The 20,056-nt window shown below is 70.2% G+C and carries 18 protein-coding genes and 1 riboswitch; of the genes, 14 read left to right on the top strand and 4 right to left on the bottom strand.

The window, feature by feature from the left end; translation table 11 throughout:
• Positions 1 to 488: 488 nt before the first annotated feature.
• From ACFVH0_RS08415 to ACFVH0_RS08405, 3 genes are all read right to left on the bottom strand, one after another.
• Complete coding sequence (locus ACFVH0_RS08415; protein WP_385818811.1) at positions 489 to 1,268, bottom strand: enhanced serine sensitivity protein SseB C-terminal domain-containing protein; 780 nt, start codon at positions 1,266 to 1,268, stop codon at positions 489 to 491.
• Between the two features lie 178 nt (positions 1,269 to 1,446).
• The gene (locus ACFVH0_RS08410) at positions 1,447 to 2,217 is read right to left on the bottom strand and encodes an enhanced serine sensitivity protein SseB (RefSeq protein WP_385818810.1); all 771 of its coding nucleotides are present in this window, start codon (positions 2,215 to 2,217) and stop codon (positions 1,447 to 1,449) included.
• 68 nt (positions 2,218 to 2,285) lie between these two features.
• On the bottom strand, positions 2,286 to 2,978 hold the full coding sequence (locus ACFVH0_RS08405) for an AAA family ATPase (protein ID WP_385818809.1): 693 nt from the start codon (positions 2,976 to 2,978) through the stop codon (positions 2,286 to 2,288).
• Between the two features lie 157 nt (positions 2,979 to 3,135).
• Positions 3,136 to 3,233: riboswitch (glycine riboswitch) on the top strand.
• Positions 3,234 to 3,374: 141 nt separating this feature from the next.
• Here ACFVH0_RS08405 and gcvT point away from each other — a divergent pair.
• The 5 genes from gcvT to ACFVH0_RS08380 all read left to right on the top strand — a co-directional run bounded on the left by gcvT (position 3,375) and on the right by ACFVH0_RS08380 (position 9,584).
• Positions 3,375 to 4,490 (top strand): glycine cleavage system aminomethyltransferase GcvT, encoded by a 1,116-nt coding sequence (gcvT, locus tag ACFVH0_RS08400; RefSeq protein WP_385818808.1) that lies wholly within the window; start codon positions 3,375 to 3,377, stop codon positions 4,488 to 4,490.
• A 92-nt stretch (positions 4,491 to 4,582) separates the two neighbouring features.
• Positions 4,583 to 4,960, top strand: coding sequence for a glycine cleavage system protein GcvH (gcvH, locus tag ACFVH0_RS08395; RefSeq protein WP_385818807.1), 378 nt, complete (start codon positions 4,583 to 4,585; stop codon positions 4,958 to 4,960).
• A 20-nt stretch (positions 4,961 to 4,980) separates the two neighbouring features.
• Positions 4,981 to 6,240, top strand: coding sequence for a serine hydroxymethyltransferase (glyA, locus tag ACFVH0_RS08390; RefSeq protein ID WP_093549220.1), 1,260 nt, complete (start codon positions 4,981 to 4,983; stop codon positions 6,238 to 6,240).
• 154 nt (positions 6,241 to 6,394) lie between these two features.
• Positions 6,395 to 7,777 carry an L-serine ammonia-lyase gene (locus tag ACFVH0_RS08385; protein WP_385818806.1) on the top strand — a complete coding sequence of 461 codons (1,383 nt, stop codon included), beginning with the start codon at positions 6,395 to 6,397 and terminating at the stop codon, positions 7,775 to 7,777.
• Between the two features lie 304 nt (positions 7,778 to 8,081).
• The gene (locus ACFVH0_RS08380) at positions 8,082 to 9,584 is read left to right on the top strand and encodes a SulP family inorganic anion transporter (protein WP_385818805.1); all 1,503 of its coding nucleotides are present in this window, start codon (positions 8,082 to 8,084) and stop codon (positions 9,582 to 9,584) included.
• A gap of 53 nt (positions 9,585 to 9,637) precedes the next feature.
• On the opposite strand, the gene ACFVH0_RS08375 is transcribed toward ACFVH0_RS08380, so the two are convergent.
• Positions 9,638 to 10,918, bottom strand: a complete 1,281-nt coding sequence (locus ACFVH0_RS08375) for a cytochrome P450 (RefSeq protein ID WP_385818804.1) — start codon at positions 10,916 to 10,918, stop codon at positions 9,638 to 9,640.
• A 433-nt stretch (positions 10,919 to 11,351) separates the two neighbouring features.
• On the opposite strand from ACFVH0_RS08375, the gene ACFVH0_RS08370 reads away from it, so the two are divergent.
• From ACFVH0_RS08370 to eccD, 9 genes are all read left to right on the top strand, one after another.
• Positions 11,352 to 11,684, top strand: a complete 333-nt coding sequence (locus ACFVH0_RS08370; RefSeq protein ID WP_385818803.1) for a hypothetical protein — start codon at positions 11,352 to 11,354, stop codon at positions 11,682 to 11,684.
• A gap of 21 nt (positions 11,685 to 11,705) precedes the next feature.
• Complete coding sequence (locus ACFVH0_RS08365) at positions 11,706 to 12,017, top strand: pore-forming ESAT-6 family protein (RefSeq protein WP_326767966.1); 312 nt, start codon at positions 11,706 to 11,708, stop codon at positions 12,015 to 12,017.
• Between the two features lie 68 nt (positions 12,018 to 12,085).
• Complete coding sequence (locus ACFVH0_RS08360; protein ID WP_385818802.1) at positions 12,086 to 12,490, top strand: DUF6507 family protein; 405 nt, start codon at positions 12,086 to 12,088, stop codon at positions 12,488 to 12,490.
• Positions 12,487 to 16,044 (top strand): hypothetical protein, encoded by a 3,558-nt coding sequence (locus ACFVH0_RS08355; RefSeq protein WP_385818801.1) that lies wholly within the window; start codon positions 12,487 to 12,489, stop codon positions 16,042 to 16,044. Before ACFVH0_RS08360 ends, ACFVH0_RS08355 begins: the two co-directional genes overlap by 4 nt.
• Complete coding sequence (locus tag ACFVH0_RS08350) at positions 16,041 to 16,817, top strand: hypothetical protein (protein WP_385818800.1); 777 nt, start codon at positions 16,041 to 16,043, stop codon at positions 16,815 to 16,817. Before ACFVH0_RS08355 ends, ACFVH0_RS08350 begins: the two co-directional genes overlap by 4 nt.
• 188 nt (positions 16,818 to 17,005) lie before the next feature.
• Positions 17,006 to 17,224: a hypothetical protein gene (locus ACFVH0_RS08345; RefSeq protein WP_385818799.1), complete on the top strand. Its 219-nt coding sequence runs from the start codon at positions 17,006 to 17,008 to the stop codon at positions 17,222 to 17,224.
• Positions 17,208 to 18,002 carry a DUF6508 domain-containing protein gene (locus tag ACFVH0_RS08340; protein WP_385818798.1) on the top strand — a complete coding sequence of 265 codons (795 nt, stop codon included), beginning with the start codon at positions 17,208 to 17,210 and terminating at the stop codon, positions 18,000 to 18,002. The genes ACFVH0_RS08345 and ACFVH0_RS08340 overlap by 17 nt, the downstream gene beginning before the upstream one ends.
• A 254-nt stretch (positions 18,003 to 18,256) precedes the next feature.
• The gene (locus tag ACFVH0_RS08335; protein WP_385818797.1) at positions 18,257 to 18,568 is read left to right on the top strand and encodes a hypothetical protein; all 312 of its coding nucleotides are present in this window, start codon (positions 18,257 to 18,259) and stop codon (positions 18,566 to 18,568) included.
• A gap of 103 nt (positions 18,569 to 18,671) precedes the next feature.
• On the top strand, positions 18,672 to 20,045 hold the full coding sequence (gene eccD / locus ACFVH0_RS08330) for a type VII secretion integral membrane protein EccD (protein WP_385818796.1): 1,374 nt from the start codon (positions 18,672 to 18,674) through the stop codon (positions 20,043 to 20,045).
• The last annotated feature ends 11 nt before the right edge of the window (positions 20,046 to 20,056 follow it).

Here is a 20,056-nt window from a genome sequence, read left to right as displayed (position 1 = left end):
CCCTCTCAACCGGCGGTGGCCGGGCCGAACTGGCCGCTGTGGCGGCACGATCAGTCAGTCGTACGCAGAGGCGGCAAGACGCCCTTGCTGCGGGAGTCTTCATTGCCGTTACGACTGGTAGCCATACCGACAGGCGAATGGATGCCTAACCGTGATGCGCCCTGGGGTGTTCCGTTATCCGGACGGATGTGAACGCCCGCCGAACACAGGTCAGTTGATACGGAAGAGGGCATGCGAGCGAATTCATGATGCTTTCACCATGAGTTGTGCCGAGCACGGAAATCTCGGACATGCGCGGCGAGATGGGCCACGGCAGGAATGAACGAGCCTCCGTATTGGGCGAGTTGATTTCTTATGGCCGCGTTCCGGAAATCAGGAACGTACGACCACATTCGGGCCCCCGGGGGCGAAACACCCTCTTTACGGGTGGCGGGAAAGGCCCGTCCGCCTTCCCGGCGCGGAAACGCGCGACCGGGCGTCCGGAACGGTCAGTACGCGCCCTGCGGCGGGTAGCCGTACCCCGCGACGGGGGCCGCCGGGGCGTGCGCCTCGCGGTCGTAGAACGGGCGGGCGTTGGCCCGCAGCCACATCGCGACCGGGTCGTACTCGTCGGACATCGCGACGGTGGAGACGGGCAGCCCCTCCGGGACCGCGGAGATCGACTGCTGCATCATCGCGCGCGCCGCGTCCACCGAGGGCGGGCTCGTGTCGTAGAGGTCGAGGCCGATGGTGAGGTACGGGACGCCGAGCGCGGGCTGCACCCAGGCGCGGCGCAGCGAGCGGATCGCCGGGGTGTGGTGGGCGTTCTGCGTGAGCAGGGCGTAGAACTGCGGGATCTCGATGGCCGGCTCGGTGAGCCGGAGCGGGCCGGCGGGCATCCGGTCGAGGCCGGTGGCGATCCGGCGCAGGTCCAGCCAGGGGATGCCGACGCCGCCGCCCGGGGCGTGCGGGTTGAGCCAGATGCCCCAGCGGTCGGGGAAGAGCGCGCGGGCGATGTCCCGGCCGTCGACCAGCTCGTGGGCGCGGTTCCAGCCGCTGGCCGAGAGCTCCTGGGCGGAGGTCACACAGGGGGCGTAGCCGAGGCCGTCGACCTCCATGTTTCCGTACTGGGCGTCGGGCGATCCGGCCTGGCCCTGCCAGAGGAGCATCCAGATCCGGCCGCCGGCGAGGGCCTGCAGCAGCGCCTCGTACGCGTCGTAGCGTCCGGGCGTCACTTGGCGCAGCATGTGCTCGACCTGCCCGGCCGCCGCGGTGCCTGACGCACTCACCTGGTCCCGCCCCTCTTCGATCCACTGTGTCGGCCCGCCGCCCCGGGCACACGGGTGCGGCCTGATGCCGAGGCACCGGCCATGAAACCAGCTTATGCGCCGGTCCTGACACCGACTTGACGCCATGGGTCGAAGCGGTGTTCCCCACCGGTGCCCGGCGCGGGCCCCGCGCCGGGTTCTATATGCCCGCTCGCTGGTAGAACGGCCGGACCCGCTCCCGCATCCAGTCACCGACCGGGTCCTGTGCCACATCGAGCAGTACGAGATTGACCGGCCAGGGAACCTCGACCCGGCCCAGAGCGCGGCCGAGGGCGTCCATCGGGGCATTGCGCCCCGCGCCGTCCCAGGTGGAGAACTCGACGCCGATGAAGAGGACGGGGTCGCCGCCCTCGATGCTGGCCAGCGCCCGGCGGGCGGAGAGCACCACGCCGCTCTCCTCGAACTCACCGGCCGCCGCGGCGAGGAAGTCGACCGGCTCCTCCTTCCAGTCCGGCTCGTACAGCCGGACCCTGCCGCCGCCGGCCGGCCCGTCCAGCGGGGTGCGCCCGGCCCGGCAGAGTTCGGCCACGGCGGGCGGCGGCAGCGGCATCCCGACCGCGCCGCCCGGGTTCACCGCGATGCCGAGCTGCGGGGGCAGTCCGCGGGCGAAGTCGCGGGCGGGCGCGACGGTGAAGGACATATGGGCGCCGACACAGGCGAGGAACTGCTGTTCGGAGCTGAAGACGGGGACGTACGGGGCGCCCTCGATCTCCATCGTCGGCAGGTCCAGCGCGCCCGAGTCGGGTCCGCCGCCGTTGGGCAGCGGCACCCAGACCTGGCTGCGGCCGAGCACCTCGACGAGCCGCCCGCCCGCCTCCGGGCTGCCCACCGAGGCCATCAGCACTTCTTCGAGCTCATTGGCCGGCCATCCGCCCTGCGGATGGGACTGGACCTGCGCCGGAACGTCCACTGCTTCCCCTTCTCGCCCAAGCTTTCCGGCAGAAGATTAACGCCCGGTCCCGCCGCCGCCCGGCCCCGCTACCGGTCCCCGGGCCGCCCGTCCGCGAAGTCGATCCGGGTGAGCCGCCCCGCCGCCTCCCGGTCCAGCAGCACCGCCGAGCCGCACCCGGGCGGCAGCAGCCCCGCCCCGGCCGCCCGCAGCAGCCTGCCCACCGCCCTGCGGTGCCGGGCGAAGGCGTATCCCGATACGCCGCGTCCGCGCTCGCGCTGGCCCTCCCGCGCGACATCGGGCGTGACGTCGAGCAGGACCAGGTGCAGCACCCGGCCCCGCCGCCGCGCGTCCCGGGCCAGCCAGCCGCGCACCCACGACTGCGTCCCGCAGTCGTGGACGACGACGGACTCCCCGGAACGCAGCACCCGCCACAGCCCCCAGTAGTGGGCGGCGCGGACGAGCGGGCGGTAGAGGGCGTACGGGAATAACCGGGGCACGGACCGTGCCCAGCGGTCCCGGGTGTCCTGGGAGTCGATGGCGTGCGCCGTCGTCACCGCGCGCCGGATGAGCGTCGACTTGCCGCTGCCGGGCAGCCCGGAGACCACCACCACGTCGCCCGCCGCGAAGCGCAGGCCGCGCGGGCTGCGTCCGGCCCGCTCCCGCAGATCACGCACGACGGGCGCGTGCGGGCCGGACGCAGCCCTGGCCGGGGCCCCCGGCTGTGCGGGCATCGCTCCGTGCGCGAACCCCGCGGTCGTCGCGTAGCGCTGCAACGTCATCGCTCCCCCTGTCGGATCACCCCACGTATGCCCCTGAAGTGTAAAGAAAAGGTAATGCGACACAACCGTCCACGCCGGTTGTTTCCGATGGGGGACCGGGGCCCCACTCGGGCCCGATGCGTGCGATGATGGCCCGGCCAACTGCATAAAGGCCGTTCGAATCCGCGCGGGAGAGTTCCGGTCACTGCCTGTGCCGGGCGCCGAAGGAGCAAGTTCCTCCCTTGAATCTCTCAGGCCCCGTACCGCGTGGATGAGGCAGATCTGAAAAGCGGGCCGCTTCGCGGCTCCACCCAAGGTGCAAGCCGAACCCCTCCAGGGGCTCTCGGCGAACCTCTCAGGTTCCGATGACAGATGGGGAGGGATCGTCCTCGTCGTCATGCCCTGGGAGCCATATCCATGAGCACCGCCCCCCGCCTCACCGCCCTCGATGCCCTGCACCGTTCGCTGGGCGCGACCATGACCGACTTCGCGGGCTGGGACATGCCCCTGCGGTACGCCAGCGAGCGCGACGAGCACAACGCGGTGCGCACCAGGGCCGGCCTCTTCGACCTGTCGCACATGGGCGAGATCACCGTCACCGGCGCCGGGGCCGCGGCGTTCCTGAACTTCGCGCTGGTCGGCAACATCGGCACCGTCGCCGTGGGCCGGGCCCGCTACACGATGATCTGCGCCGAGGACGGCGGCATCCTGGACGACCTGATCGTCTACCGGCTCGGTGAGGCCGAGTACATGGTCGTCGCCAACGCGGGCAACGCCCAGATCGTGCTGGACGCGCTGACCGCCCGCGCCAAGGGCTTCGACGCCGAGGTGCGCGACGACCGCGACGCGTACGCGCTGCTCGCCGTCCAGGGCCCGGAGTCCCCCGCCATCCTGGCCTCGGTCACCGACGCCGACCTGGACGGTCTGAAGTATTACGCCGGTCTGCCGGGCACGGTCGCCGGTGTCCCCGCGCTGATCGCCCGTACCGGCTACACCGGCGAGGACGGCTTCGAGCTGTTCGTCGCCCCCGCCCACGCCGAGCAGCTGTGGAAGGCGCTGACCGAGGCGGGCGCCTCCCGCGGCCTGATCCCGTGCGGGCTCTCCTGCCGCGACACGCTCCGCCTGGAGGCGGGCATGCCGCTGTACGGTCACGAGCTGACCACCGGGCTCACCCCCTTCGACGCCGGTCTCGGCCGGGTCGTGAAGTTCGAGAAGGAGGGCGACTTCGTCGGCCGCGAGGCCCTGGAGGCCGCCGCCGAGCGCGCCGAGACCGCCCCGCCGCGCAAGCTGGTCGGCCTGGTCGCCGAGGGCCGCCGGGTGCCGCGCGCCGGCTTCCCGGTGGTCCTCGGCGGCGAGGTCGTCGGCGAGGTCACCTCGGGCGCCCCGTCCCCGACCCTGGGCAAGCCGATCGCCATGGCGTACATCGACGCCGCGCACGCCACGCCCGGCACCGAGGGCGTCGGAGTGGACATCCGGGGCACCCACGAGCCGTACGAGGTCGTGGCGCTGCCGTTCTACAAGCGCCAGAAGTGACATCCGCTCACCTCAGGAAGTGACGCAGTCGCGTCTCACACCGTAAGACCACCGTTCATCAGCACTCCCCCGCGTACAGGAGAATTCAGGTCATGAGCAACCCCCAGCAGCTGCGTTACAGCAAGGAGCACGAGTGGCTGTCGGCCGTCGAGGACGGTGTGGCCACGATCGGTATCACCGAGCACGCGGCCAACGCGCTCGGCGACGTCGTCTACGTCCAGCTCCCCGCGGTCGGTGACACGGTGACCGCGGGTGAGACCTGCGGTGAGCTGGAGTCGACCAAGTCGGTCAGCGACCTGTACTCCCCGGTGACCGGCGAGGTCACCGAGGCGAACCAGGACGTCGTGGACGACCCGTCGCTGGTGAATTCCGCTCCCTTCGAGGGCGGCTGGCTGTTCAAGGTACGCGTCGCGCAGGAGCCGGAGGACCTGCTCTCCGCCGACGAGTACACCGAGTTCTCCGGCAACTAAAGACCCCAAGGGACCACCTGATGTCGCTTCTCAACTCCTCCCTCCACGAGCTGGACCCGGATGTCGCCGCCGCTGTCGACGCCGAGCTCCACCGTCAGCAGTCCACCCTCGAAATGATCGCCTCGGAGAACTTCGCTCCGGTCGCGGTCATGGAGGCCCAGGGCTCCGTCCTCACCAACAAGTACGCCGAGGGTTACCCCGGCCGCCGCTACTACGGCGGCTGCGAGCACGTCGACGTCGTCGAGCAGATCGCCATCGACCGCATCAAGGCGCTCTTCGGCGCCGAGGCCGCGAACGTCCAGCCGCACTCCGGTGCGCAGGCCAACGCCGCCGCGATGTTCGCGCTGCTCAAGCCGGGCGACACGATCATGGGCCTGAACCTGGCCCACGGCGGTCACCTGACCCACGGCATGAAGATCAACTTCTCCGGCAAGCTCTACAACGTGGTCCCGTACCACGTCGACGAGACCGGCGTCGTGGACATGGCCGAGGTCGAGCGGCTGGCCAAGGAGTCCAAGCCGAAGCTGATCGTCGCCGGCTGGTCCGCGTACCCGCGTCAGCTGGACTTCGCCGCCTTCCGCCGCATCGCGGACGAGGTCGGCGCGTACCTGATGGTCGACATGGCGCACTTCGCCGGCCTGGTGGCCGCGGGGCTGCACCCCAACCCGGTGCCGCACGCCCACGTCGTCACGACCACCACGCACAAGACCCTCGGCGGTCCGCGCGGTGGCGTCATCCTGTCGACGCAGGAGCTCGCCAAGAAGATCAACTCCGCGGTCTTCCCGGGCCAGCAGGGCGGTCCGCTGGAGCACGTGATCGCGGCCAAGGCGGTCTCGTTCAAGGTCGCGGCGACCGAGGAGTTCAAGGAGCGCCAGCAGCGCACCCTGGACGGCGCCCGCATCCTCGCCGAGCGCCTGGTCCAGCCGGACGTCACCGAGGTCGGTGTCTCCGTGCTGTCCGGCGGTACGGACGTCCACCTGGTCCTCGTCGACCTGCGCAACTCGGAGCTGGACGGCCAGCAGGCCGAGGACCGGCTGCACGAGCTGGGCATCACGGTCAACCGGAACGCCATCCCGAACGACCCGCGGCCGCCGATGGTGACCTCGGGCCTGCGGATCGGTACGCCGGCCCTGGCGACCCGCGGCTTCCAGACCGAGGACTTCACCGAGGTCGCGGAGATCATCGCCGCCGCTCTCAAGCCGTCGTACGACGCGGACGCCCTGAAGGCCCGCGTCGTCGCGCTGGCCGAGAAGTTCCCGCTGTACCCCGGCCTGAAGTAGTCCGGACACGTTCTGGTAACACGATGGGGCGGGGCACCGCGCACACTGAACTGTGAGCGCGGTGCCCCGTCCCATGCCCCGCCCTCCGGGCCGCCCGGCCCGTACCGCACCACCCGGCAGACGACGATGTCTACCAACCCCTGAGGAGTCACCCGTGGCCATCTCGGTCTTCGACCTGTTCTCGATCGGCATCGGCCCGTCCAGCTCCCATACGGTCGGCCCGATGCGCGCCGCCCGTATGTTCGCTCGCCGGCTGAAGAACGAGGGCCTGATCGCCCACACCGCCTCGATACGCGCCGAGCTGTACGGCTCGCTCGGTGCGACCGGCCACGGCCACGGCACCCCCAAGGCCGTCCTGCTCGGCCTGGAGGGCGAGTCGCCGCGCACCGTGGACGTGGAGTCCGCCGACGACCGGGTGGAGCAGATCCGCAGCACCGGCCGGATCAACCTCCTCGGCATGCACGAGATCGACTTCGACGCCGACGAGCAGCTGATCCTGCACCGCCGCAAGGCCCTGCCGTACCACGCGAACGGCATGACGATCTTCGCCTTCGACCACGAGGGCGCTCCGCTCCTGGAGAAGACGTACTACTCGGTCGGCGGCGGCTTCGTCGTCGACGAGGACGCGGTGGGCGAGGACCGGATCGTGCTCGACGACACCGTGCTCAAGCACCCCTTCCGCACCGGCGACGAGCTGCTGCGCCTCGCCCATGACACCGGGCTGTCCATCTCCTCGCTGATGCTGGAGAACGAGAAGGCCTGGCGCACCGAGGACGAGATCCGCTCGGGGCTGCTGGACATCTGGCGCGTCATGCAGGCCTGTGTCTCGCGCGGCATGTCCCGCGAGGGCATCCTGCCCGGCGGCCTCAAGGTCCGCCGCCGCGCCGCGAACACCGCCCGCCAGCTGCGGGCCGAGGGCGACCCGCAGACCCACGCGATGGAGTGGATCACGCTCTACGCGATGGCGGTCAACGAGGAGAACGCGGCGGGCGGCCGGGTCGTCACCGCCCCCACCAACGGCGCCGCGGGCATCATCCCGGCGGTCCTGCACTACTACATGAACTTCGCGGCCGGCGGCGCCACCGAGGCGGAGAAGGAGGACGGCGTCGTCCGCTTCCTCCTCGCGGCCGGAGCCATCGGCATGCTCTTCAAGGAGAACGCCTCCATCTCCGGCGCCGAGGTCGGCTGCCAGGGCGAGGTCGGCTCCGCCTGCTCCATGGCCGCGGGCGCCCTCGCCGAGGTCCTCGGCGGCACCCCCGAGCAGGTCGAGAACGCCGCCGAGATCGGCATGGAACACAACCTGGGCCTCACCTGCGACCCGGTCGGCGGGCTGGTCCAGATCCCGTGCATCGAGCGCAACGGCATGGCCGCGGTCAAGGCCGTCACGGCGGCGAAGATGGCGCTGCGCGGCGACGGCAGCCACAAGGTCTCCCTCGACAAGGTCATCAAGACCATGAAGGAGACCGGCGCGGACATGAGCGTGAAGTACAAGGAGACCGCGCGGGGCGGGCTCGCGGTGAACATCATCGAGTGCTGAGCGGACCCCCCTGATCGTCCGGGCCGTCCTGGGGGGGAGCCGGGCCGTCCTGAGTGGAGCCGGGCCGTCCGGGGGAGCCGGGCCATCCTGAGTGGAGCCGGGCCGTCCTGGGGGAGCCGGGCCGTCCTGGGGGAGCCGGGCCGTCCTGGGGGAGCCGGGCCGTCCTGGGGGGAGCCGGGCGGCTTCGCCCGCCGGACGGCCGTCGGGCGTGCGGGTAGAGTGGCCCGCTGCTCGCGGGCGTCGCCGATGACGCCCCGGCCTTCTGTGCTCTCCCGCACACCCCCGCACGACAGGTTTCCCGCTCTTGTCCTCCTCCGTACCGTCCCCCGCCGCGCGGCTGCGCGGTTTCCGCCCCTCCTGGCTGTCCCCGAAGGTGTTCCGCACCGAGCTGCTGGCCGGCCTCGTGGTCGGGCTGGCGCTGATCCCCGAGGCGATCTCGTTCTCGGTGATCGTCGGAGTGGATCCGGCGATCGGGCTGTTCACCTCGTTCACCATGGCGGTGGTCATCTCCGTCGTGGGCGGACGCCCCGCGATGATCTCCGCCGCCACCGGCGCGGTCGCCCTGGTCCTCGCGCCCCTCAACCGTCAGCACGGGTTCGGTTACCTGGTCGCCGCGGTCATCCTGGGAGGCGTCTTCCAGATGGCGCTGGGCGCGCTGGGCGTCGCGAAGCTGCTGCGGTTCGTGCCGCGCAGCGTGATGGTCGGCTTCGTCAACTCCCTCGCCGTCCTGGTCTTCATGGCCCAGATCCCCGAGCTGCACGATGTGCCCTGGGCGGTGTATCCGCTGATCGCCGGCGGCATCCTGCTGCTGGTGTTCTTCCCCAGGGTGACCAGGGCGGTCCCGGCTCCGCTGGTCTCCGTCGTCGTCCTCACGGTCATCACGGTCGCCGCCGGGATCGCCGTCCCGACCGTGGGCGACCGGGGCGAGCTGCCGTCCGCGCTGCCGGTTCCCGGCCTGCCCGACGTGCCGTTCACGGTGGACACGCTGACGACCGTGGCGCCCTATGCGCTGGCCATGGCGCTGGTGGGGCTGATGGAGTCCCTGATGACCGCCAAGCTGGTCGACGACATCACCGACACCCGCTCCGGCAAGGCCCGCGAGTCCGTCGGCCAGGGCATCGCCAACATCGTCACCGGCTTCTTCGGCGGCATGGGCGGCTGCGCCGTGATCGGCCAGACGATGATCAACGTGAAGGTCTCCGGCGCCCGCACGCGGCTGTCGACCTTCCTCGCGGGCGTCTTCCTGATGGTGCTGTGCATCGTCTTCGGCCCCGTCGTCTCCCGTATCCCCATGGCCGCGCTCGTCGCCGTCATGGTGATGGTGTCCGTCGCGGCCTTCGACTGGCACTCCGTCGCACCGAAGACCCTCAGGAGGATGCCGCTCGGGGAGACGGTCGTCATGGTCGTGACCGTGGCCTGTGTGGTCGTCACCCACAACCTGGCCGTCGGCGTCGTGGTCGGCACGGTCATCGCCATGGTCATCTTCGCCAGGCGGGTCGCCCGCCTGGCGAGCGTCACGGCGGTCACCGACCCCGGGGGCGACCGGATCGTCTACTCCGTGACCGGCGAACTCTTCTTCGCCTCGGCCAACGATCTGGTCACCCGGTTCGACTACGCCGCCGACCCCGGCCGGGTCGTCATCGACCTGTCCGCCGCCCACATCTGGGACGCCTCCTCCGTCGCCGCGCTGGACGCCATCACCACCAAGTACGCGCAGCGCGGCAAGACCGTCGAGATCATCGGCCTGAACGAGCCGAGCGCCGAGATACACCGGACCCTCAGCGGCGAACTCACCGGCAGCCACTGACCCCGGGGGCCACGGCGCCACCCGGCCCCGCGGCATGACCCGGTGCGGGATTCTCAGCTCAGGTGCACCGGCAGCGACTCGATGCCGTAGACGATGGACAGCTTGCGGAAGGCCAGGTCCTGGGGCGGGACCGCGAGCCGCATCCCGGGGAACCGCCTGGCCAGGGCCGGGTAGGCGGTGCGCAGTTCCATCCGGGCCAGTTCGGCGCCGATGCAGCGGTGGATGCCGTGGCCGAAGGCGAGATGGCCGCCCGCGGGGGTGCGGTGCGGGTCGAAGCGCCCGTCGTCGTCCACGTACCCGGCATCGCGGTTGGCGGCGCTCAGCGAGCAGAGCACCATGTCGCCCTGCGGGATCACCACTCCGCCGATCTCTATGTCCCGGCGGGCGAACCGGGGGAAGGCGATCTGCACCGCCGAGAGGTAGCGCAGCACCTCCTCGACGAAGGGGGCGGTCATGGCGTCGTCGTGACGTATTCGGTCGAGCACGTCCGCGTTCTGCAGCAGCACCAGGGAGCCCAGGGCGATGGTGCTGGCGGTCGTCTCGAAGCCGCCGGTGAGCACACCGTCGGCGAGGCCCGCGAGTTCCTCGTCGTCGACGTTGTCGCCGTGCTCCCGCACGATCATGCCGAGCAGGCCGTCGCCCGGCTTCTCGCGCTGCGCCTTGACGACGTCCCTGAAGTACGTCAGCGACTCCGACATCGCGCCGAAGGGCGCGGTCGTTCCGGCGAAGAGGTCGAACCGGTCCATGGCGAGCTGCTGGAAGTCGTCCCGGTCCTCGTACGGCACGCCGAGCAGTTCGCAGATGGTGAGGGAGGGGATCGGCAGCGCGAACTCCTGCACCAGGTCGACCGGGCCCCGGGCAGCCGCCATCGCGTCGAGGCGTTCCTCGACGATGGCGTCGATCCTGGGGCCCAGCCGCCGCAGCCGGCGCATCGTGAACTCCGGGGTCAGGATGCGGCGCAGCCGGGTGTGCACCGGCGGGTCGTTGAAGCCGAGCCCGCCGGGACTCTGCTCGGCGGCCACTCCGGCGTTCGTCGCGAGGTGGGCGAAGTCGGTGCTGAACCCGTCGGCCGAGCCGAGGACGGCCTTCGACTCCTCGTAGCCGCTGACCACCCAGGCGTCCATGCCGAACGGCAACGAGACCTTGTGCACCGGCCGCTTCGCCCGGGTCCTGGCCAGTTTGTCCACCGGGTCGAGGCCGTCCCTGCGCAGCATCATCAGCAGGTCGTCGGGCAGCAGCCTGACCGTGGATGAGCCGATCCCGTACTTCTGGATCCTGGACAGGTAGCTGCGCCCGATCCGGGCGGTGATACGAGAGCGGAACGTCGTGGTCAATCTGCACTCCAGGAGTCGTCGCGCGGTCCGCACACACGGTGCGGACGTGAAACAGCTGTGCAGCAGGCGCGGAAGTGGATAGTGGCCGGCGGCGACACGGCTTGTGCCAAACGGCATTCTGTCTCAGAGCGTGAGCAAGCGGCGCCCCGACGGCATCGGATGCGGCCCGCGGCACCCGGAGGGCGAAGGCCTGTGATCGTGAGCACACTGTAAGGATCGCTTGGAGATCCTCGGGAGCCCGGCTGCTCCGTACCGGGCTCCCGCGCACCATGGCAGGTCAAGTGCTCGGCTTCCGGCGCTCCTTGCCCGTAGCGGACCGGCGATGGTTCTGTCACAGCATCTCAACAGCACCACTGGCCCCAATTGCCTCCGGTCCCCGGTAATTGATAGTCATGACAAGACATTTGTTCGCTCAGCTCCACAGGGGGACTGAATGAAGTTCGACATGGGGGCGCAGGTTCTGACGAACCTGTCGTCGAAGTCGCGTGGGTCGAGTGATGATCTGGGCACGCTGATTCGTCAGTTGCTGCAGGCGGCGGCGCCGTTGGAAGGGAAGTTCAACGGTGCGGGCCGGGCGGCGTTCGACTCGTTCAAGGGTCGTTCGGACGAGATCACGGCGGCGTTGAACAGTTCGCTGTCGGCTCTCCTCGGCGGTCAGTCGGGGATGGAGCAGGCGTTCGGCTCGGGTGACCAGGAGCAGGGTGACAACGCGCGGCAGCAGATGTCCGCGGCGAATTTCGACGCGGCTCGCTTCGGCGGCCGGTGACAACGGGGGGTTGGTTTTCTGATGGCCGGTAACAGTGACCGTCGTTCGTACGACATCGGTGCGTCCACGGACGCGCAGGGCAACATCCAGGTGGTGATCGCGCGGCTGGAGGAAGTGATCGCGGCGCGCGACGGCCAGGTCAAGGCCGCGATGGCGGACTTCACGGCCGACGGTGTGGCGGACGAGTACCACGGCAAGGAAATGCGGTGGAACCGTTCGTCGCAGGAGGTCAAGAACATCATCCAGCTGCTGAAGACGACGCTGGAGAAGAACGACGGCACGGCGCAGCACACGATCACGCGCGCGAAGGCAGCGGTCGACAACATCGGCTGACCCGTCCGGGACACCTGCCTGGGGGTGGGTTCGGGATCGGGGCGGTAACGGGGAGCATGAGGTAACGCATGACCGGGTGGGATCTGAAGCCTCAGGGCATTCAGGGTGTGCTGAAGACGACGGGTGAGGTCGCGTCGAAGATTCAGACGCACGCGACGTCGTACGGGGATCATCTGACGTCGGCGGCGTCGAGTGCGGGCACCATCACCGCCGAGGGCGGTGGCGGTGACAGCGGCGGCAAGGGCGGCGAGGCCGTGGGCGGTCTGGTCGCGCTCGCGTTGTCGCAGTTCGCCGAGCACACCACCGGAGACCTGAAGTTCATCGCCGCGCGGGCGGGGAAGTCGCTGACGGGTGCGGTGGACGCGACGACCGCGTACCTGAACGGTGACCTCGAAATGGCCGCCGAGGCGCAGCGCAAGGCGCTCGGCGCGGTGGATCTGGATCCGAAGAAGCCGGGGGTGCAGTCGCGGTGATCAAGCCCGAGGCGATTCCGCAGTACACCGGTGATCTGGGTCAGCTGGAGAAGGACCACGCGAGCCTGAAGGCGGACGCGGGCCATATCCGTGACACCGGTTCCTCCGTCCACACCCACTTCCAGGCCCTGTCGGCCTATTACCAGGCCCCCGAGGCCGAGCAGCTGTTCGCGTCCACGAAGCCGGTCAAGGACCGGGCTGACGGCTTCGCGGACGATCTGGAGAAGGTCGCCTCCTCGCTGTCGGACTACGCGACGGAGATCCGCCCCCTGGTCACGAAGCTCACGCAGCTCAAGACCGACGCGACGACGTTCGTGAACGACAACAAGGACGACGACGACTGGGAGTACGACGGCGACAAGGTCGAGGAGCACAACAAGCTCCGCGACGACATCACCGCGACCGTCGCCGCGTTCTGGGCCGCCGAGCGGACCTGCCACAACAAGATCACCGCGCTGTTCGGCGGGACGCAGATGGTCGCCGGCGACGGCTCCGAGCGCAAGGACCAGTACGGGTTCAACGCCGACGACCTGAAGAACGCCAAGCTCCCCTGGGGCGACCCCGTCGAGGAGAAGCACCACTGGTACGAGGTCGGCCACTGGGTCAAGTCGTTCGTCTGGGACGGGCTGATCGTCGACGGGATCTGGGGCACCATCAAGGGCCTGGGCACCCTCGTCGGGTTCGGCGGCTGGGACGCGATGGGACAGGCCTGGAAGGGTCTGGCCCAGCTCGCGACCGGCCTCGTCATCAGCGCCGTCCCCGGCGCCGGAACCCTCTTCTGGACGCTGCCCGACGACAAGCTCCCCTCCTGGCTGCGTGACTCACGCACCGCGATGAAGGAGACCGGCAAGGCGCTGGTCGCGTGGGACGAGTGGGGCAAGAACCCCGGCCGGGCCGCGGGCGCCGTCACGTTCAACGTCCTGACGACCGTGTTCACCGGAGGCGCCGGCGGCGCCGTCGCCGGGGCCGGGAAGGCCGGGGCCGTCGCGAAGGTGCTGTCCGTCGCGGGCAAGGCCGGCAAGGTCATCGATCCCATGACCTACATCGTCAAGGGCGCCGGCAGCGGCCTGTCGAAGATCGGCGACATCACCAAGGGCCTCAAGGGCATCGGCAACATCGAGATCCCCAGGATCCCCGACGACGCCATCACCATTCCCGAGGGCTCCCTCAAGCTGCCCGACGGCACCTTCCACCTCCCCGAGGGCGCGGCGATCCCCGAGGGCGGCGTCAAACTCCCCGACGGGAACGTCAAGTTCCCCGACGATGTCCCCGTCCTGCCCGAGAACGCCACCAAGCTCCCCACCCACACCGACGTACCCGTCCAGTACTTCGACCACGACGGCAACCTCCTCGACCAGAACGGCGGCATCGTCCAGAAGGCCGGCGACGCACCCGTCGAGCCCTCCCCCAACATCCACCCGGACGGCACCGACCCCACCACCCCGCACAGCGACACCCCGGAGCCCACCACTCCGCACACCGGCTCCCCGGGCAGGGAACCGGCCCTGGTCGGCGTCGGCGCCAACACCGCGGACACCGCCGCACACGTCGGCGCGAACGCGGGCGACAACGTCATCCACCTCGGCAGCGACCTCGGCGACACCGGCCGCCTCGCCGACGACCTCCCCGGCACCCACAACCCCGCCGACAACCTGCCGGGCGGCCACGCGGGCGACAACCTCCCCGGCGGCCACGCCGACGACCTCGGCCACGGCCCCTCCGCGAGCCACGAACCGCCCAGCACCCACAACGACGGCCCCGGCAACCACACCGACGGCACCGGTCACGAGGACCCGCTCGGGAGCGGGCACGACGGGCCCGGAAGCCACGGCCACGACGGCCCGTCCGCCGGCGGCGACCACCTTCCGGAGGGTTCGGGAACGGACGTTCCCGGTCCCCCTCACGGCGGCGACGGCACAGTTCCCGGCGGGATCACCCCCGAAGGCCCCCGGGGCAATCTCCCCGACGGTTCCTGGGCGGGCGAGAACGGCCTGCGCCTGGACCGCGAGGCGAACGCGGCAGCGGACGACTTCATGCGCAGGTCCACCGAGGCGGAACCGCGCATCACCGAGTCGATGCAGGGCATCGCGGGCAAGGTCGACAACGGCAAGCTGATCGGCCTGGAGTACCGCCTCAAGGGCGAGGACTCGCTCAAGCGCAAGCTCGCCACGGACATGCTCGAAGACGTCGGCATGGACCCCGCGCGGGCCCTCGGCGACATCAAGGACTCCATCCGCTACACGATGGAGGTCCCGAGCAACGGCTACACCCACGGTGTGCAGCAGGCGATCGACGACCTCCAGGCCAAGGGCTTCGAGAACGTCACGTTCAAGAACACCTGGGACTCGGCCGGCTACAAGGGCATCAACTCCACCTGGCGCGATCCGCTCAGCGGCCAGACCTTCGAGCTGCAGTTCCACACCGCGGACAGCTTCACGGCCAAGATGGACGGCCACGTCCTGTACGAGAAGGAGCGCCTGCCCGGCGTCTCCCCGGACGAACTGGCCGCGATCAAGGCCGAGCAGACGGAGCTGTTCGGCAAGGTGCCGGTACCGCACGGGGCGGGTGACATCAGGCTCGGCGCCAGCAGCGTCGACGACATCGTGTCCGCCATCGGCAAGGACGTCGACCCGGCAGCCCCTGGCCTCGGGTCGGTGGGGGACGATGTCGGACGATTGGGCGACGACGCCACGCACATCGGCGACGACGCGGCACACCTCGGCGACGACGCCACGCACATCGGCGACGACGCGGCACACCTCGGGGACGACGCCACGCACATCGGCGACGACGCGGCACACCTCGGGGACGACGCCACGCACATCGGCGACGACGCGGCACACCTCGGGGACGACGCCGCGGACCTCGGGGACGACGCCGCGGACGGGGCGCGGGCCGACGAGGACGGCGGCCCGTACACCGACGGCCCGAACGGTGGGTGGAGCGGCGCCGGCTGGATCGACAAGCCGAACGACCTGGACGGCTTCAAGGCCGCCAAGATGTACGACGAGATCCGCGGTACCGACAACCGGGTCGATCTGCCCGCCATCTCCAGGAACACCGGCGTCGACGAGTCGGTGCTCCGCCAGGTCAAGACGCACCTGTTCCGTGCCCAGCACACCGTGGCCGTGGGCCCGGACATGTTCAAGTCGGGCCGGTTCTCGCCCCGTACGGACATCTCCGAGGCATGGGTGGGTGCGCGCGAGGGCTCGCTCACGGACGAGGGGGTGCAGAAGTTCCGTCATCTGATGGCCCACGAGTACATCGAGAGCCGTCTGATGAAGTCCGGTGTGCCCTACGTCCGCGAACACCCGCACCTGTGGGAGCTCGACCCCAGCGACGGGGTCCACTACCGGCCGAACTTCCCCGACAACCTGCGCGACGCCGGGGCCCACGACCTGGCGCCCCATGACAAGATCGGTGGCTTCAGCCTGTGGAACAAGCTGGGGCTGAAGCCGCCGGCCGTCTCACTCGCCCCGAATTTGTCCAATATTGACGACGTGGTGAAGTCTGTCATGGAACAACTGCGTTTGAACGGGATGGACTTCAAGTGAGCAGCGAACCGTCGCGGGCCGCCCTGGAGCGGCTGCGCACCATCACCTGGGACGATCTGGAGCCGGCCTTCGCCCACGGGCGCTCGCGCGCCCTGCTGATGCGCGAGCACATGCGCCGTGCGGCGCTGTGGGCCCGTGCCTGCGGCGCCGAGGAGGACTGGCCGTTCTTCGACGTCACCGAGTACCTCGATCCGACGTTCGAGCTGGCACCCGACGTCGCGGCAGAGCTCTCGGGGTACGTCGGGCGCATCGGCACCGCTTCCATCGAGCGGGTGTGCCGCGGCGCGGTCCGCTGGGCCGCGCTGCGGGCCGAGGGCAAGGTCGAGCTGCCCGAGCTGCCCGATCCCTACGAACCGATCCTGCTCATGTTCGAGCGGGGCGGCGGCTATTCCATCGGGCAGTTCATCGACCTGTACAACGGCATGATTCCCTACGGGAATTTCGACTCCAACGCGCAGGCCACGCCGTTCCTCTCGCTGGCGCGCCCGACGCTCGACGCCCTCGACGCCGATCCCGGCGGCCGGGTCACGTACTACGCGAAGATCAGCGAGGGCTATCCCCGGAACAGCCCTCGCGGAATCCTCCGGCGCCGCACCGTCGGCCGGGACGCGGAAACGCACGACGAGGCATTCACCCGGAATCTCCGCTGGGAGCCCACCGAATACCTCCGGCTGTACGAGCTCGGCCACAACGAGATCGATCACGTCGAGATCACCGAGATCGAGGCCGCCGCGTTCATCGAATCGACGACGAAGAGGATCACCGGGACCTGACGGGCGGCCGGCCGGCGGAGCTGCGGCCGGATATCGCCGGATGCCAGGGCGATGGCGGGAACATCCCGTACGCCCGAGCGTGGTCTCTTCACGCCTCGCGACGCCATCGCGGGCCCGCGGGACGGCGCGCGCAGGGAACTCCGGACGCCGACCGGGTCGAAGAGTGAAGCGAAGGGGCTGGACCTCAGGTGACCGACGACCGTGCACGCGTGGTGCTCGGGCGGCTGTGTGCCATCGACTGGAGCGACGATCGCGCGGCGTACGGGCACGCGAATTCGTGTGCTCTGCTGATGCGTGAATATCTGCGCCGTGCGGCTCGGCGGATCCCGATGAATCAGGGCCTTTCGTTCGGACAGGGCCGGATCGGAGAGACCGGGGCAGGAGCGATTCATGGCGAATCGGGCTGACGCACAGCGCTACCGCAACACCACCGACAGGCCGGTCCATTACCTCGCCGTCGCCAACGCTCGCGGCGAGGAGATCGGCTATCTGTGGGCCAACGACGAGGACGACGCCGCCGGATGGTGTCTGCGGCCCGCCGGTGACCGAACGGGGTTCGGTGAAGGGCTGGAGTGGTCCGCGAAGCTCGCCGCCGCCAAGGCGCGCGGACTCGCCCCCACCATGGCGCTCGCGGAACTGATCCGCGGCTCGGACCCCAGGCACGTCAGCCACATCGTCCCGCACTCCCTGACCTCGGCCCCGTCGTCGGCCGCGCTCACCGAACTGGCCCAGGTCGTGACCGAGGCCGACGACCGGCGTCTGCTGGCTCAGCTCGACCGGGAGAACGCCGGCGCGTGGCGCGAGCTGAGGGAGGCGCTGGCCGCGCTCACGGACGAGGACCGCGAGGTGCGGTGGTCCGAGGGCGGGAAGCAGCCCGACGGCACCTGGCGGATGAGCTTTCCGCTCCACGGCGAGCGGCTCGAACGCCTGGTGCGCGCACTGCCCGCCGTCGGCGCGGTGACGCCCGCCTACCTGTGGCGGGACAACCCGCCGCCGGCCGTGCCCGCCGACGGCCGGCTGAGCCCGGCCGACGCGGTGCGCGCCGCCACGGCCGTGGTGCGCGGGGAACGCTTCTGCGACGGGACGATCGCCCGAGCCGCGGGGGAAGGACTTCTCGACGCCGTGGCCGAGTCGTTGTGTGTTTGGTACGAGGCCGAAGCCGGCGGCCCGCACGGTGTTCCCTGACTGATACGGAATACCCGTTCGCCGTACTCGCCGGTGCCGCGACCTGGGCTGTACTGCCTGCTCGCCCATGCCTTATGTTGCAGGAGTGAATCGGGGGATTCCCTGCGGTACCGGCCGGCTGATGCGGAATATGCCGCTCCCCCGGAGCGTGTGGGAGCGACTCCTCCCCGGCCGCCACTCCTCGCGCCGATGGGCGATGATGCGGCGACCATGACCGACGCAACGTACGACTGAGACGACGGACGACAAGACGAATGGCACGGGATTACGACAGCCAGCTTCTGGAGTCGGTGGCGGTACGCCGGCGCAGGATGCGGGACGCTCTGCTGTTCGGCGCGCAGCGGGCGCGGCGTACGGCGGACGAGCGGCTCGGAAAGGTTTTCGCGGGGATCGCCATCGCCGCCGTGTTGTGTGCGGGATGTGTGGGATGGTCCTTTGTCCAGAACATGCTGGAGAAGCAGAAGGCCGAGCAGCAGAAGCAGCAGCGCCAGGAACAGCAGTACCAGCAGCCGACCAAAACGGCACAACCGGAGAAAACCGGGGATTCGGCGAAGAATCCCCAATAAGTCGGTAACTCCGGCGAATTCAGAAAGAGTTCCCTGCAAAGGGGGCTGAGAAGGCGCTAGTAGCATGGGCACGCCGAGCTGCCCGACTCCTCAAAACGTCGCGATGATAGGTTCCCGTAAAGTGGTGAGCACAGCAACGACTTCCCGAGCGCAGCTCAGCCGGGTGACTCTGGTCGGTGAGCGACGCCGGGCCGACATCGTCCTGCCGTCCGACACACCGATCGGTCAACTGCTGCCGGACATCCTGCAGTTGCTGGACGACCGGGCGGCCGCCCGCCCGATGACCCGGCAGTTGATCACCTCGGACGGATCCGCTCTCCCCCACGACAGCACGCTGTCCTCGGCGGGGATCGCGGACGGGGCGGTGCTCCGGCTCGTCCGGGCCCACTCCGCGCCCCCTGCCCCGGTCGTGCACGACGTCACCGATCTGGTGGCCGACGATCTCGATCTGCAGGCGTGGCGCTGGCGCCCCTCCGCCCGTCGTACGAGTGCGGGTGTGGCCTCGGTGGCCTTCGCGGTGGTCTCCGCGCTGCTGGCCCGGCGTGAGTTCGCGTTGGAGGCGCTGACCGCCGCCCTCGCGGCGGCCACGCTCGTCCTGCTGGCGGCCGGTGCGCTGATCGCGAAGATCGGGCAGGGCAACCGGGGTCTGGCGACCGCGCTGCTGCTCGCCTCCGGCAGCCTCGGCGTTCTCACCGCCTGGACCGCCGCGGACGCGTACGACTGGTCGGGGACCGCGCGGCTCGCCGCCGTCGCCGCCGCGCTGGTCCTGACGCTGGTGCTCCTCGGGTACTTCTCGCCGCTCGGCCGCGGCGGGCTCATCGGCGCCGTCGCCACCACCGCGATCACCGTGGTGTGGGAGGCCGTCGCCGCCGTCCAGGACGATCTGGCGCGGCTCGGCGCCGTCATGGCCGTCTTCTCGGTCGTACTGCTCGGCCTGCTCCCCCGGTTGGCGCTGGCGGCCTCCGGGCTCACCGCGCTGGACGACCGCCGCTCCGGCGGCGCCTCGGTCAGCCGCCACCAGGTGGGCAACGCGCTGGCGGCCACCCACCGCGGTCTCGCCCTGGCGACGGTGGTCACCGCGGTCTCCGCGGCGGCCGGCGGCTGGCTGCTCACCCTCGCCGACAAGCCGTCCGTGTGGACCGTGGCGCTCCCCTCGCTGGTGGCCCTGGTGCTGCTCTCCCGGGCGCGGGCCTTCCCGCTGGTCGCGGAGGTGGTGGCGCTGTTCGCCGCCGCCGCGATCCTCCTCGTGCGTCTCGTCATGCTGTGGATGGGCCACGCCGGGGGCGCCGGACCGCTCGCCCTGCTGTGCGTGGCCGCGGCGCTGCCGCTGCTCGTCCTGGCGGTGCAGCCGCCCGAGCACGTGCAGGTCCGGCTGCGGCGCATGGCCGATCTGGTCGAATCCATCGGCGTGGTGGGGCTCTTCCCGCTCGCCGTCGGTGTGTTCGGCGTGTACGGACAGCTGCTCAACAAGTTCTGAGTCGACGCGCA

The sequence above is a fragment of the Streptomyces sp. NPDC127117 genome (genome assembly GCF_042677325.1).
GTDB lineage: Bacteria > Actinomycetota > Actinomycetes > Streptomycetales > Streptomycetaceae > Streptomyces.
Note: the sequence above shows the minus strand (reverse complement) of the source record. Positions and strands in the feature narration are given on the sequence as shown.

What these genes read in the sequence shown, in the direction of transcription:
- ACFVH0_RS08405 (WP_385818809.1), bottom strand. Translation starts at nt 2,978, where the DNA reads ATGACGTTGCAGCGCTACGCGACGACCGCGGGGTTCGCGCACGGAGCG.
- gcvT (WP_385818808.1), top strand. Translation starts at nt 3,375, where the DNA reads ATGAGCACCGCCCCCCGCCTCACCGCCCTCGATGCCCTGCACCGTTCG.
- gcvH (WP_385818807.1), top strand. Translation starts at nt 4,583, where the DNA reads ATGAGCAACCCCCAGCAGCTGCGTTACAGCAAGGAGCACGAGTGGCTG.
- glyA (WP_093549220.1), top strand. Translation starts at nt 4,981, where the DNA reads ATGTCGCTTCTCAACTCCTCCCTCCACGAGCTGGACCCGGATGTCGCC.
- ACFVH0_RS08370 (WP_385818803.1), top strand. Translation starts at nt 11,352, where the DNA reads ATGAAGTTCGACATGGGGGCGCAGGTTCTGACGAACCTGTCGTCGAAG.
- ACFVH0_RS08365 (WP_326767966.1), top strand. Translation starts at nt 11,706, where the DNA reads ATGGCCGGTAACAGTGACCGTCGTTCGTACGACATCGGTGCGTCCACG.
- ACFVH0_RS08360 (WP_385818802.1), top strand. Translation starts at nt 12,086, where the DNA reads ATGACCGGGTGGGATCTGAAGCCTCAGGGCATTCAGGGTGTGCTGAAG.
- ACFVH0_RS08340 (WP_385818798.1), top strand. Translation starts at nt 17,208, where the DNA reads ATGGCGAATCGGGCTGACGCACAGCGCTACCGCAACACCACCGACAGG.
- ACFVH0_RS08335 (WP_385818797.1), top strand. Translation starts at nt 18,257, where the DNA reads ATGGCACGGGATTACGACAGCCAGCTTCTGGAGTCGGTGGCGGTACGC.
- eccD (WP_385818796.1), top strand. Translation starts at nt 18,672, where the DNA reads ATGATAGGTTCCCGTAAAGTGGTGAGCACAGCAACGACTTCCCGAGCG.